Origin of the sequence: Streptomyces azureus (assembly GCF_001270025.1) — a bacterium.
GTDB classification, from domain to species: Bacteria; Actinomycetota; Actinomycetes; order Streptomycetales; family Streptomycetaceae; genus Streptomyces; species Streptomyces azureus.
On record NZ_DF968533.1, the window covers coordinates 147641 to 160111 of the forward strand.

The following is a 12471-nucleotide window of genomic DNA, read 5'->3' on the forward strand; positions in this document are numbered from 1 at the left end:
ACAAGTCATGGGACTCGAAGAAAAGCTGCCGAGCGGCTTCCTGCTGACCACCGTCGAGCAGGCCGCGGGCTGGGTGCGCAAGTCGTCCGTCTTCCCCGCCACGTTCGGCCTCGCCTGCTGCGCCATCGAGATGATGACCACCGGCGCCGGCCGCTACGACCTGGCGCGCTTCGGGATGGAGGTCTTCCGGGGCTCGCCGCGCCAGGCGGACCTGATGATCGTCGCCGGCCGGGTGAGCCAGAAGATGGCGCCGGTGCTGCGGCAGGTCTACGACCAGATGCCGAACCCCAAGTGGGTGATCTCCATGGGGGTCTGCGCCTCCTCGGGCGGCATGTTCAACAACTACGCCATCGTCCAGGGCGTCGACCACATCGTGCCGGTCGACATCTACCTCCCCGGCTGCCCGCCACGGCCGGAGATGCTGATGGACGCCATCCTCAAGCTCCACCAGAAGATCCAGAGCTCCAAGCTCGGCGTGAACGCCGAGGAGGCGGCCCGCGAGGCGGAGGAGGCGGCGCTCAAGGCCCTGCCCACGATCGAGATGAAGGGGCTGCTGCGGTGAGCGACGCGAACGACCACGGGGTCAACCCCGAGAAGGACCTCAGCGCGTCGAACCTCCCGGGCCAGCGCGGCCAGGGCGGCGAGGAGATCCGCGTCCAGCGCGGCATGTTCGGCGCCAACAACGGAGGTGACACCTCCGGCTACGGCGGCCTGGTCCGCTCGGTCCGGCTCCCGGGACCGGCGACCCGCCCCTACGGCGGCTGGTTCGACGAGGTCGCCGACGAGCTGGAGGGCGCGCTGGAGGAGCAGGGACTGCTCCCCGAGAACGCCATCGAGAAGACGGTCGTCGACCGCGACGAGCTGACCTTCCACATCGAACGCGAGCACCTGGTGAGGGTCGCCCGGACCCTGCGCGACGACCCGGCCCTGCGCTTCGAGCTGTGCACCGGCGTCAGCGGTGTCCACTTCCCGAACGACAAGGGCCGCGAGCTGCACGCCGTCTACCACCTGCGCTCGATCACCCACAACCGGCTGATCCGCCTGGAGGTCAGCTGCCCCGACAGCGACCCGCACATCCCGTCGCTGTTCTCCGTCTACCCGACGAACGACTGGCACGAGCGCGAGACGTACGACTTCTTCGGCATCGTCTTCGACGGTCACCCTGCCCTGACGCGGATCATGATGCCGGACGACTGGCAGGGCTTTCCGCAGCGCAAGGACTACCCCCTCGGCGGCATCCCCGTCGAGTACAAGGGCGCCCAGATCCCGGCTCCGGACCAGCGGAGGTCGTACTCATGAGCACGTCGCACGCATCCGACGCCGCCGCCGCGGCGGCCGCGGCGCGCGAGACCACCGAGGGCACCGTCTACACGGTCACCGGTGGCGACTGGGACGAGGTCGTCCAGTCCGCGGCCCGCGCCGACGACGAGCGCATCGTCGTCAACATGGGCCCGCAGCACCCGTCCACGCACGGCGTGCTCCGCCTGATCCTGGAGATCGACGGCGAGACCGTCACCGAGGCCCGCTGCGGCATCGGCTACCTGCACACCGGCATCGAGAAGAACCTCGAGTACCGGACGTGGACGCAGGGCACCACGTTCGTGACGCGCATGGACTACCTGACGCCGTTCTTCAACGAGACGGCGTACTGCCTCGGCGTCGAGAAGCTCCTCGGCATCGAGGACCAGATCCCGGACCGCGCCTCGATCATCCGCGTGCTCCTGATGGAGCTGAACCGGCTGTCGTCGCACCTGGTGTGCATCGCCACCGGCGGCATGGAGCTCGGCGCCACCACGATCATGATCTACGGATTCCGTGATCGTGAACTCATTCTCGATATCTACGAGCTGATCACCGGCCTGCGGATGAACCACGCGTACATCCGCCCCGGCGGACTCGCCCAGGACCTGCCGCCCGGCGCGGTGGACCAGATCCGCGAGTTCGTGAAGAAGATGAAGAAGAACCTCCCGGAGTACGACAAGCTCGCCACCGGGAACCCCATCTTCAAGGCCCGCATGCAGGACGTCGGCTACCTCGACCTGGCCGGCTGCATGGCCCTCGGCGCGACGGGACCGATCCTGCGCTCCACCGGCCTGCCGCACGACCTGCGCAAGGCCCAGCCGTACTGCGGCTACGAGACCTACGACTTCGAGATCCCGACCGCCGACACCTGCGACTCCTACGGCCGCTTCCTCATCCGCCTGGAGGAGATGCGCCAGTCGCTCAGGATCGTCGAGCAGTGCCTGGACCGGCTCCAGCCCGGCCCGGTCATGGTGGCCGACAAGAAGATCGCCTGGCCGGCCCAGCTCGCCCTGGGGCCCGACGGTCTCGGCAACTCCCTCGACCACATCAAGAAGATCATGGGCACCTCCATGGAGGCCCTGATCCACCACTTCAAGCTGGTCACCGAGGGCTTCCGCGTCCCGCCGGGACAGACGTACGCGGCGGTCGAGTCGCCCAAGGGCGAACTCGGGGTGCACGTCGTGTCCGACGGCGGCACCCGCCCCTACCGGGTCCACTTCCGCGACCCGTCCTTCACCAACCTGCAAGCCATGGCGGCGATGTGCGAGGGCGGCCAGGTCGCCGACGTCATCGTCGCCGTCGCGTCCATCGACCCCGTGATGGGAGGCGTCGACCGGTGACCACCTCATCTTCCGAGCGGGGCGTCAGCCTGGGCATGCCCGAACTGCCCGCACCCGCCTACCCGGACGACGTCCGGGCCCGTCTGGAGACCGACGCGCGCGAGGTCATCGCCCGTTACCCGGACTCCCGGTCCGCCCTCCTGCCGCTGCTGCACCTCGTGCAGTCGGAGGAGGGGCACGTCACGCGCACCGGAATGCGGTTCTGCGCGGACATGCTCGGCCTGACCACGGCCGAGGTCACCGCGGTCGCCACCTTCTACACCATGTACCGCCGCAGGCCGAGCGGTGACTACCAGGTGGGGGTGTGCACCAACACCCTGTGCGCCGTCATGGGCGGGGACGCGATCTTTGAGGAGCTCCAGGAGCACCTGGGCGTCGGCAACGGCGAGACCACCGACGACGGCAAGGTCACCCTGGAGCACATCGAGTGCAACGCGGCCTGCGACTTCGCGCCGGTCGTGATGGTCAACTGGGAGTTCTTCGACAACCAGACCCCGGCGAGCGCCAAGCGCCTCGTCGACGACCTGCGCGCGGGACGGCCGGTCGCCCCCACGCGCGGGGCACCGATGTGCACCTTCAAGGAGACCGCCCGGGTCCTGGCCGGTTTCCCCGACGAGCGGGACGGAGCCGTCGAGTCCGGGGGAAGCGCGGGACCCGCCTCCCTGGTCGGCCTGAAGCTCGCCAAGGGCGAGTCCGCTTCTGCCCGCGTGGTGCATCCGCGCGGCGAGGCGCCCCGGGGCGACAAGCCGCACGAGCCGTCACCGACGGAGCACTTGAGCTCGCACGACGCGCCGCAGGACACGTCGGCCTCCGACCCAGCCCACCCGGCCGGGCCTGCCGCCGAGGAGGGGGAGTGATGACCTTGGCACCCGAGCTGAAAGACATGAGCCCCGAGAAGCTGCTCGCACCGGTGCTGTCGGCCTTCTGGGACGAGGACAGGTCCTGGACGCTGGACGTGTACCGCAGGCACGACGGGTACGAAGGGCTTCGCAAGGCGCTCGCCATGTCGCCGGACGACGTGATCGCGTACGTCAAGGACTCCGGTCTGCGCGGGCGCGGCGGCGCGGGATTCCCCACGGGGATGAAGTGGCAGTTCATCCCTCAGGGAGATGGAAAGCCGCACTATCTAGTTGTCAACGCCGACGAGTCGGAGCCCGGGACGTGCAAGGACATCCCGCTCCTCTTCGCGAACCCGCACAGCCTCATCGAGGGCATGATCATCGCGTGTTACGCCATCAGGTCGTCGCATGCCTTCATCTATCTGCGTGGTGAAGTGGTCCCGGTGCTGCGGCGGTTGCACTCGGCCGTGCGCGAGGCCTACGAGGCGGGCTTCCTCGGCGAGAACATCCTGGGCAGCGGACTCGACCTCGACATCACCGTGCACGCGGGCGCGGGCGCGTACATCTGCGGTGAGGAGACCGCACTGCTGGACTCGCTCGAAGGCCGCCGGGGTCAACCGCGGCTTCGTCCCCCCTTCCCCGCTGTCGCGGGCCTCTACGCGTGCCCGACTGTGGTGAACAACGTCGAGTCGATCGCGTCGGTTCCCGCGATCATGCATCGGGGCAAGGAATGGTTCCGGTCGATGGGGAGTGAGAAGTCCCCGGGCTTCACGCTGTACTCCCTGTCCGGCCATGTCGCCAGCCCCGGCCAGTACGAGGCGCCGCTCGGGATCACGCTCCGCCAGCTCCTCGAGATGAGCGGCGGCATGCGCCCCGGGCACCGCCTCAAGTTCTGGACGCCGGGCGGCTCCTCGACCCCGATGTTCACCGACGAGCATCTCGACGTCCCTCTTGACTACGAAGGAGTGGGCGCCGCGGGTTCCATGCTCGGCACAAAAGCTCTCCAGTGCTTCGACGAGACGACCTGCGTCGTCCGCGCCGTCACCCGCTGGACCGAGTTCTACGCCCACGAGTCCTGCGGCAAGTGCACGCCCTGCCGCGAAGGGACGTACTGGCTCGTGCAGCTGCTGCGCGACATCGAGGCCGGCAAGGGACGGATGTCCGACCTCGACAAGCTGAACGACATCGCCGACAACATCAACGGCAAGTCCTTCTGCGCCCTCGGCGACGGCGCCGCCTCGCCGATCTTCTCCTCGCTCAAGTACTTCCGCGAGGAGTACGAGCAGCACATCACGGGCCGGGGCTGCCCCTTCGACCCGGCCAAGTCGACGGCCTGGGCCGACCGCACGGAGGTGAACGCATGACCGTGACCACCAGCGCTCCCTCAGGCGGGGGAGAGGCGGCGGTCCCGCCGGAGGACCTCGTCACGCTGACGATCGACGGCATCGAGATCAGCGTGCCCAAGGGCACCCTGGTCATCCGGGCCGCCGAACAGCTCGGCATCGAGATCCCCCGGTTCTGCGACCACCCCCTCCTCGACCCGGCCGGCGCGTGCCGCCAGTGCATCGTCGAGGTCGAGGGCCAGCGCAAGCCCATGGCGTCCTGCACCATCACCTGCACCGACGGGATGGTGGTCAAGACCCACCTCACCTCGCCGGTCGCCGAGAAGGCCCAGAAGGGTGTGATGGAGCTCCTGCTCATCAACCACCCGCTGGACTGCCCGGTCTGCGACAAGGGCGGCGAGTGCCCGCTGCAGAACCAGGCCATGTCGCACGGCGACGCCGAGTCCCGCTTCGAGGGCCGCAAGCGGACCTACGAGAAGCCCGTGCCGATCTCCACGCAGGTGCTGCTGGACCGCGAGCGGTGCGTGCTGTGCGCCCGCTGCACCCGGTTCTCCAACCAGGTGGCGGGCGACCCGATGATCGAGCTGATCGAGCGGGGCGCGCTCCAGCAGGTCGGCACCGGCGAGGGTGACCCGTTCGAGTCGTACTTCTCCGGCAACACCATCCAGATCTGCCCCGTCGGCGCGCTGACCTCGGCGGCGTACCGATTCCGCTCCCGCCCCTTCGACCTCGTCTCCTCCCCGTCGGTCTGCGAGCACTGCTCCGGCGGCTGCGCCACGCGCACCGACCACCGGCGCGGCAAGGTCATGCGGCGGCTCGCGGCGAACGACCCCGAGGTCAACGAGGAGTGGATCTGCGACAAGGGGCGGTTCGCGTTCCGGTACGCGCAGCAGCGGGACCGGCTGGAGACGCCGCTCGTGCGCAACGCCGAGGGCGAGCTGGAACCGGCCTCCTGGCCGGAGGCCCTCCAGATCGCGGCCCAGGGGCTGCTGGCCTCCCGGGGCCGCACCGGTGTGCTGACCGGCGGCCGGCTCACCATCGAGGACGCCTACGCGTACAGCAAGTTCGCGCGCGTGGCGCTCGACACCAACGACATCGACTTCCGCGCGCGCGTGCACAGCGGCGAGGAGGCCGACTTCCTCGCCGCCCAGGTCGCCGGGCGCGGCCGGGACCTCGACGGTACGGGCGTCACATACACCGCATTGGAGCAGGCACCCGCCGTCCTGCTGGTCGGTTTCGAGGCGGAGGAGGAGGCGCCCGGCGTCTTCCTGCGGCTCCGCAAGGCCTGGCGTAAGCACGGACAGAAGGTGTTCTCCCTGGCCACGCACGCCACGCGCGGTCTGGAGAAGGCCGGTGGGACGTTGCTGCCGGCGGCCCCCGGCACCGAGACCGAGTGGCTGGACGCGCTCGCGAGCAACGTCGGACTGGAGGACGACGGCGCTCTGGCCGCCGAGGCGCTGCGCGCCGAGGGGGCCGTGATCGTCGTCGGTGAGCGGCTGGCCGCGGTGGCCGGCGGTCTGACCGCCGCCGTACGCGCCGCCTCCGCGACCGGAGCGCGGCTGGCGTGGATCCCGCGCCGGGCCGGGGAGCGTGGCGCCATCGAGGCGGGCGCGCTGCCGTCGCTGCTGCCGGGCGGGCGTCCGGCCACCGACCCACGCGCGCGTGACGAGGTCGCCGGCGTCTGGGGCGTCGCCGGCCTCCCGCACCGCTACGGCCGCGACACCGGCCAGATCGTGGAGGCCGCCGCGACCGGCGAACTCCAGGCGCTGCTGGTGGCGGGTGTCGAGATCGCCGACCTGCCCGACCCGGCGCGCGCGCGTGCGGCCCTCGACGAGGTCGGCTTCCTGGTCTCGCTCGAACTGCGGCCCAGCGAGATCACCCGCAAGGCCGACGTGGTCCTGCCTGTCGCCGCGGTCGCCGAGAAGGCCGGCACCTTCCTCAACTGGGAAGGCAGGGTCCGCTTCTTCGAGGCCGCGCTCAAGCCCGACCACATGACCCGCCGTCTCGCGCCCACCGACGCGCGCGTGCTGCAGATGGTGGCCGACGCCATGGACGTCCACCTCGGACTGCCCGATCTGCGCACCGTACGGGCGGAGATCGACCGGCTCGGCGCCTGGGACGGCCCGCGGGCCATCGAACCGTTGGAGACGGCGGGCGTCCTGCCCCGTCCGGCCGCCGGTGAGGCGGTGCTCGCCGGACACCGGCTGTTGCTCGACCAGGGCGTCCTCCAGCAGGGCGACGAGGCACTCGCCGGCACCCGGCACGCCGCACGCGCGCGCGTGTCGCCCGCGACGGCCGCCGAGGCGGGCGTCAAGGAGGGCGACCTCCTCGCGGTGACCGGCCCCCAGGGAGTCGTCGAACTCCCGCTCCAGATCAGTGAGATGCCCGACCGGGTGGTGTGGCTCCCGCTGAACTCCACCGGTGGCGGCGTCGCCTCCGACACCGGGGCGCGGCCCGGCTCCCTCGTCCGCATCGGTCCGGCGACCCTCGCCGGCGAGGCCCCCAAGGAGGTGGAGGCATGAGCCCGTACCTCGCCGCTGAAGACCTCTCGATGTTCGGCCACGACCCCTGGTGGCTGGTCGTCATCAAGGCGGTGTTCTGCTTCGCCTTCCTGATGGTGACCGTGCTGGTCTCCATCGTCATGGAGCGCAAGGTCGTCGCCTGGATGCAGCTGCGCATCGGCCCCAACCGGCATGGCCCCTGGGGCATGCTCCAGTCGCTCGCCGACGGCATCAAGCTGATGCTCAAGGAAGACGTCATCGTCAAGCGCGCGGACAAGGCGGTGTACGTCCTCGCGCCGATCGTGGCGGCCATCCCGGCCTTCATGGCGATCGCGGTGATCCCCTTCGGCCCGGCCGGCAACGAGATCTCGATCTTCGGCCACCGCACCACGATGCAGCTCACCGACCTGCCGATCGCGATGCTCTACATCCTCGCGGTCGCCTCGGTCGGCATCTACGGCATCGTGCTGGCGGGCTGGAGTTCCGGATCCACCTACCCGCTGCTGGGCGGCCTCCGCTCCTGCGCGCAGATGATCTCGTACGAGATCGCCATGGGCGCCGCGTTCGCCTCCGTGTTCCTCTACTCGGGATCGATGTCGACGTCGGCGATCGTGGAGCAGCAGACCGACCGCTGGTACATCCTGCTGCTGCCGCTCTCCTTCGTCCTCTACATCGTGACGATGGTCGGCGAGACCAACCGCGCCCCCTTCGACATGCCGGAGTCCGAGGGCGACCTGGTCGGCGGCTTCAACACCGAGTACTCGTCGATCAAGTTCGCGATGTTCATGCTCGCCGAGTACGTCAACATGGTGACCGTCTCGGCCGTCGCCACGACGCTGTTCCTCGGCGGCTGGCGGGCCCCCTGGCCGATCAGCACCTTCTGGGAGGGCGCGAACCACGGCTGGTGGCCGATGCTCTGGTTCACGGTCAAGGTCCAGTTGCTGCTGTTCATGTTCATCTGGATCCGCGGCACGCTCCCACGCGTGCGCTACGACCAGCTGATGAAGCTCGGCTGGAAGGTCCTCATCCCTGTCTCGCTGGTCTGGCTGATGCTCGTCGCCACCGTGCGTGCCTTCAGGAACGAGGGCTACGACTTCGCCGACGTCGCCCTCTACGTCGGCGGCGGCGTGCTGGCCCTGCTGGTGCTCTCCTTCGTCGTCGACATGTTCCGCGAGAAGGCGAAGCAGGCCGAGCCGCCGGCCGAGACCCCGGCCGCCTTCGACCCGATGGCGGGCGGATTCCCCGTACCGCCCCTGCCGGGACAGGAGCTCCCACCGGTCCCGCGACGCCGCTCGCGCAGTGAGCGGGAGCTGATTGTCAGTGGTGGGCCCGATACTCAGAGTGACGAATCTCTGGGCGGAACTACGGATGGAAAGGAGGCGTCCGATGGCTGAGGAACCGAAGGACACCAAGCCCGGTTTCCAGAACCCGGTGGCCGGCTTCGGCGTGACCTTCAAGGCCATGTTCAAGAAGCGGCTGACCGAGCAGTACCCGGAGCAGCAGAAGACCACGGCTCCGCGCTTCCACGGACGGCATCAGCTCAACCGCCATCCCGACGGCCTGGAGAAGTGCGTCGGCTGCGAACTGTGCGCGTGGGCCTGCCCCGCCGACGCCATCTACGTGGAGGGCGCGGACAACACCGACGAGGAGCGCTACTCGCCGGGCGAGCGGTACGGCCGCGTCTACCAGATCAACTACGCCCGCTGCATCCTGTGCGGCCTGTGCATCGAGGCGTGCCCCACCCGCGCGCTGACGATGACGAACGAGTTCGAGCTGGCCGACTCCAGCCGGGCCAACCTCATCTACACCAAGGAGCAGTTGCTCGCCGGTCTGGAGGAGGGCATGGTCGACACGCCCCACGCCATCTACCCGGGCACGGACGAACAGGACTACTACCGGGGCCTGGTCACCGAGGCCGCACCCGGTACGGAACGGCAGGTCGCCCACTCCAAGGGCGAGGTCGTGCAGGAGGCCGACTCGACCTTCGGCGGGACGGAACCGGCGTCGGAGAAGGTGATCGGCCGATGACCGCCCAGCTCGCCGCCTACTCCACCTCCACCGGAGAGGCCGTCCAGTTCTGGATCCTCGGCACGATCGCGGTGATCGGCGCCCTGTGCACCATCCTCATGAAGAGGGCCGTGCACAGCGCGCTCTGCCTCGCCGGGACCATGATCATCCTGGCGGTGTTCTACCTCGCCAACGGCGCCTACTTCCTGGGCGTCGTACAGATCGTCGTCTACACCGGCGCGATCATGATGCTGTTCCTGTTCGTGGTGATGCTCGTCGGCGTCACCGCGGCGGACTCCCTGAAGGAGACCATCAAGGGCCAGCGCTGGCTGGCCCTGCTGTGCGGGCTCGGCTTCGGCGTCCTGCTGATCGCCGGCATCGGCAACGCCTCCCTCAGCGAGTTCAACGGCATCGGCCAGGCGAACGCCGGCGGCAACGTGGAGGGCATCGCCACCCTCCTCTTCACCCGGTACGTCTTCGCGTTCGAGATCACCGGCGCCCTGCTCATCACGGCCGCCGTCGGCGCCATGGTGCTCACCCACCGCGAGCGCACCGAACGCGCCAAGACGCAGCGCGAACTCTCCGAGCAGCGGGTCCGCGAAGGCAAGCAACTGCCGCCCCTGCCGGCCCCCGGTGTGTACGCCCGCCACAACGCGGTCGACATCGCGGGCCTGCTGCCCGACGGCACGCCGTCCGACCTCACCGTCAGCAAGACGCTGCGCGAGCGGGGCCAGATCCGGGACGTGTCGCAGGAGGCGCTCAACGACCTCAAGGCCCTGGAACAGCGGTCCGAGGAGCGCCTGGAGCGCAGGGCGGTCGGGCCGGCGAACCTCAAGCGGCCCGAGGAGGCGTCGAAGTGAACCCGGTCAACTATCTCTATCTCGCGGCCCTGTTGTTCACGATCGGTGCCACCGGCGTGCTGATCAGGCGCAACGCGATCGTCGTGTTCATGTGCATCGAGCTCATGCTCAACGCCTGCAACCTCGCGTTCGTCGCCTTCTCCCGGATGCACGGCAACCTCGACGGCCAGATCATCGCCTTCTTCACGATGGTCGTCGCCGCCGCGGAGGTCGTGGTCGGGCTCGCGATCATCGTGTCCCTGTTCCGCGCCCGCCACTCGGCCTCGGTCGACGACGCCAGCCTGATGAAGCTGTAAGGGGTCGGAAGAATCGTGGAGAACCTCATTGCGCTGCTGGTGGCGGCGCCTCTGCTCGGAGCGGCGGTCCTGCTGTGCGGCGGACGACGGCTGGACGCCGTGGGCCACTGGATCGGCACACTGCTCGCGGCCGCCTCCTTCGTGCTCGGCCTGGTGCTGTTCACCGACATGCTGGGCCAGGACGCCGAACACCGGGTCATGGCCCAGCACCTGTTCAGCTGGATCCCGGTGGAAGGCTTCCAGGCGGACATCGCCTTCCAGCTCGACCAGTTGTCCATGACGTTCGTGCTGCTGATCACGGGCGTCGGATCGCTGATCCACCTCTACTCCGTCGGGTACATGGAGCACGACGAGCGGCGGCGCCGCTTCTTCGGCTACCTGAACCTGTTCCTCGCGGCGATGCTGCTGCTCGTCCTCGCCGACAACTACCTGCTGCTGTACGTCGGCTGGGAGGGCGTCGGTCTCGCCTCCTACCTGCTGATCGGCTTCTGGCAGCACAAGCCCAGCGCCGCCACGGCCGCGAAGAAGGCCTTCCTGGTCAACCGCGTCGGCGACATGGGCCTGTCCATCGCGATCATGCTGATGTTCCTGTGGTTCGGCACCTTCGCCTTCGGGCCGGTGCTCGGCAGTCACGAGGAGGCCGGGCTCGCCGGTGCCGCCGGTGAGGACAAGCTCACCGCGATCGCGCTGATGCTGCTGCTCGCCGCCTGCGGCAAGTCCGCCCAGGTGCCGCTCCAGTCCTGGCTCGGGGACGCGATGGAGGGCCCGACCCCGGTCTCGGCCCTCATCCACGCCGCGACCATGGTGACGGCGGGCGTCTACCTGATCGTCCGCTCCGGAGCCGTCTTCAACGGCGCCCCGGACGCGCAGCTGGTCGTCACCATCGTCGGAGCGGTCACGCTCCTCTTCGGTGCGATCGTCGGTTGCGCGAAGGACGACATCAAGAAGGCACTGGCCGGCTCGACCATGTCGCAGATCGGCTACATGATCCTCGCCGCCGGCCTCGGCCCCATCGGCTACGTCTTCGCGATCATGCACCTGGTGACGCACGGCTTCTTCAAGGCCGGACTGTTCCTCGGCGCCGGTTCGGTCATGCACGGCATGAACGACGAGGTCGACATGCGCCGCTACGGCGGACTGCGCAAGTACATGCCGGTCACCTTCGTCACCTTCGGCCTCGGCTACCTGGCCATCATCGGCTTCCCGGGCCTGTCCGGCTTCTTCTCCAAGGACAAGATCATCGAGGCGGCGTTCGCCAAGGGCGGCACCGAGGGCTGGATCCTCGGCGGCTGCGCCCTGCTCGGCGCGGCCATCACCGCGTACTACATGACACGCGTGATGCTGATGACGTTCTTCGGCGAGGAGCGCTGGCGCAACGCCCCGACGCCGTCCCCGGCCCAGCCGGACGTGGAGCCCGCCGCCGAGACGCGCGGCGAGTACACCCCGCCGCACCCGCACGAGTCGCCCAAGGTCATGACGATCCCGATGATCGTGCTGGCCGTCGGGTCGGTGGGCGGCGGTGCGTTCTTCAGCATCGGCGACCGCTTCATGCACTGGCTGGAGCCCATCACCGGACACGACCACGGCCACCCGCCGATCAGCGCCCTCACGGTCACGCTGGCCACGGTCGCCGTGATGGTCCTCGGTGTCGCCGCCGCCTGGGCGCAGTACGGCCGCCGCCCGGTGCCGGCCGTCGCCCCGCGCGGCTCGCTGCTCACCCGGGCCGCCCGGCGCGACCTGCTCCAGGACGACTTCAACCACGTCGTCCTGGTGCGCGGCGGTGAGCACCTCACGCGGTCCCTGGTCTACGTCGACCACACCCTGGTCGACGGCGTCGTCAACGGCACGGCGGCCTCGGTCGGCGGCCTCTCCGGGCGGATGCGCAGGCTGCAGAACGGCTTCGCCCGCTCCTACGCGGTCTCGATGTTCGGCGGCGCGGCGGTCATCGTCGCCGCGACCCTGCTGATGAGGGCGGTCTGATAC

At 69.4% G+C, this 12471-nt stretch carries 11 protein-coding genes; all 11 read left to right on the forward strand.

Going from position 1 to position 12471, the window contains the following annotated elements:
- The first annotated feature begins 7 nt into the window (after positions 1-7).
- The 11 genes from AOQ53_RS38635 to nuoL are packed head-to-tail and all read left to right on the forward strand — an operon-like array spanning position 8 to position 12468.
- Positions 8-562 carry a NuoB/complex I 20 kDa subunit family protein gene (locus AOQ53_RS38635; RefSeq protein ID WP_018528252.1) on the forward strand — a complete coding sequence of 185 codons (555 nt, stop codon included), beginning with the start codon at positions 8-10 and terminating at the stop codon, positions 560-562.
- Positions 559-1299, forward strand: coding sequence for an NADH-quinone oxidoreductase subunit C (locus AOQ53_RS38640; RefSeq protein ID WP_059424644.1), 741 nt, complete (start codon positions 559-561; stop codon positions 1297-1299). Before AOQ53_RS38635 ends, AOQ53_RS38640 begins: the two co-directional genes overlap by 4 nt.
- The gene (locus tag AOQ53_RS38645) at positions 1296-2642 is read left to right on the forward strand and encodes an NADH-quinone oxidoreductase subunit D (protein ID WP_059424646.1); all 1347 of its coding nucleotides are present in this window, start codon (positions 1296-1298) and stop codon (positions 2640-2642) included. The genes AOQ53_RS38640 and AOQ53_RS38645 overlap by 4 nt, the downstream gene beginning before the upstream one ends.
- Positions 2639-3499: an NADH-quinone oxidoreductase subunit NuoE gene (nuoE, locus tag AOQ53_RS38650; RefSeq protein WP_059424648.1), complete on the forward strand. Its 861-nt coding sequence runs from the start codon at positions 2639-2641 to the stop codon at positions 3497-3499. Before AOQ53_RS38645 ends, nuoE begins: the two co-directional genes overlap by 4 nt.
- Positions 3499-4845, forward strand: a complete 1347-nt coding sequence (nuoF, locus tag AOQ53_RS38655; RefSeq protein WP_059424650.1) for an NADH-quinone oxidoreductase subunit NuoF — start codon at positions 3499-3501, stop codon at positions 4843-4845. The genes nuoE and nuoF overlap by 1 nt, the downstream gene beginning before the upstream one ends.
- A complete protein-coding gene (locus AOQ53_RS38660; protein ID WP_059424652.1) occupies positions 4842-7346 on the forward strand; it encodes an NADH-quinone oxidoreductase subunit G in 2505 nt (834 codons plus the stop codon). Before nuoF ends, AOQ53_RS38660 begins: the two co-directional genes overlap by 4 nt.
- Positions 7343-8719, forward strand: a complete 1377-nt coding sequence (nuoH, locus tag AOQ53_RS38665) for an NADH-quinone oxidoreductase subunit NuoH (RefSeq protein WP_059424654.1) — start codon at positions 7343-7345, stop codon at positions 8717-8719. The genes AOQ53_RS38660 and nuoH overlap by 4 nt, the downstream gene beginning before the upstream one ends.
- Entirely contained in the window at positions 8712-9353 is a 642-nt protein-coding gene (nuoI, locus tag AOQ53_RS38670; protein WP_010041534.1) for an NADH-quinone oxidoreductase subunit NuoI, read from the forward strand. Before nuoH ends, nuoI begins: the two co-directional genes overlap by 8 nt.
- Entirely contained in the window at positions 9350-10192 is an 843-nt protein-coding gene (locus AOQ53_RS38675; RefSeq protein WP_059424655.1) for an NADH-quinone oxidoreductase subunit J, read from the forward strand. The genes nuoI and AOQ53_RS38675 overlap by 4 nt, the downstream gene beginning before the upstream one ends.
- Positions 10189-10488 carry an NADH-quinone oxidoreductase subunit NuoK gene (gene nuoK, locus AOQ53_RS38680; protein ID WP_003992252.1) on the forward strand — a complete coding sequence of 100 codons (300 nt, stop codon included), beginning with the start codon at positions 10189-10191 and terminating at the stop codon, positions 10486-10488. The genes AOQ53_RS38675 and nuoK overlap by 4 nt, the downstream gene beginning before the upstream one ends.
- 15 nt (positions 10489-10503) lie before the next feature.
- Positions 10504-12468, forward strand: coding sequence for an NADH-quinone oxidoreductase subunit L (gene nuoL, locus AOQ53_RS38685; protein ID WP_059424657.1), 1965 nt, complete (start codon positions 10504-10506; stop codon positions 12466-12468).
- Positions 12469-12471 lie beyond the last annotated feature (3 nt).

Coding starts and splice junctions, on each gene's coding strand:
- nuoI (WP_010041534.1), top strand. CDS start 8,712: ATGGCTGAGGAACCGAAGGACACCAAGCCCGGTTTCCAGAACCCGGTG.
- nuoH (WP_059424654.1), top strand. CDS start 7,343: ATGAGCCCGTACCTCGCCGCTGAAGACCTCTCGATGTTCGGCCACGAC.
- AOQ53_RS38675 (WP_059424655.1), top strand. CDS start 9,350: ATGACCGCCCAGCTCGCCGCCTACTCCACCTCCACCGGAGAGGCCGTC.
- AOQ53_RS38645 (WP_059424646.1), top strand. CDS start 1,296: ATGAGCACGTCGCACGCATCCGACGCCGCCGCCGCGGCGGCCGCGGCG.
- AOQ53_RS38635 (WP_018528252.1), top strand. CDS start 8: ATGGGACTCGAAGAAAAGCTGCCGAGCGGCTTCCTGCTGACCACCGTC.
- AOQ53_RS38660 (WP_059424652.1), top strand. CDS start 4,842: ATGACCGTGACCACCAGCGCTCCCTCAGGCGGGGGAGAGGCGGCGGTC.
- nuoF (WP_059424650.1), top strand. CDS start 3,499: ATGACCTTGGCACCCGAGCTGAAAGACATGAGCCCCGAGAAGCTGCTC.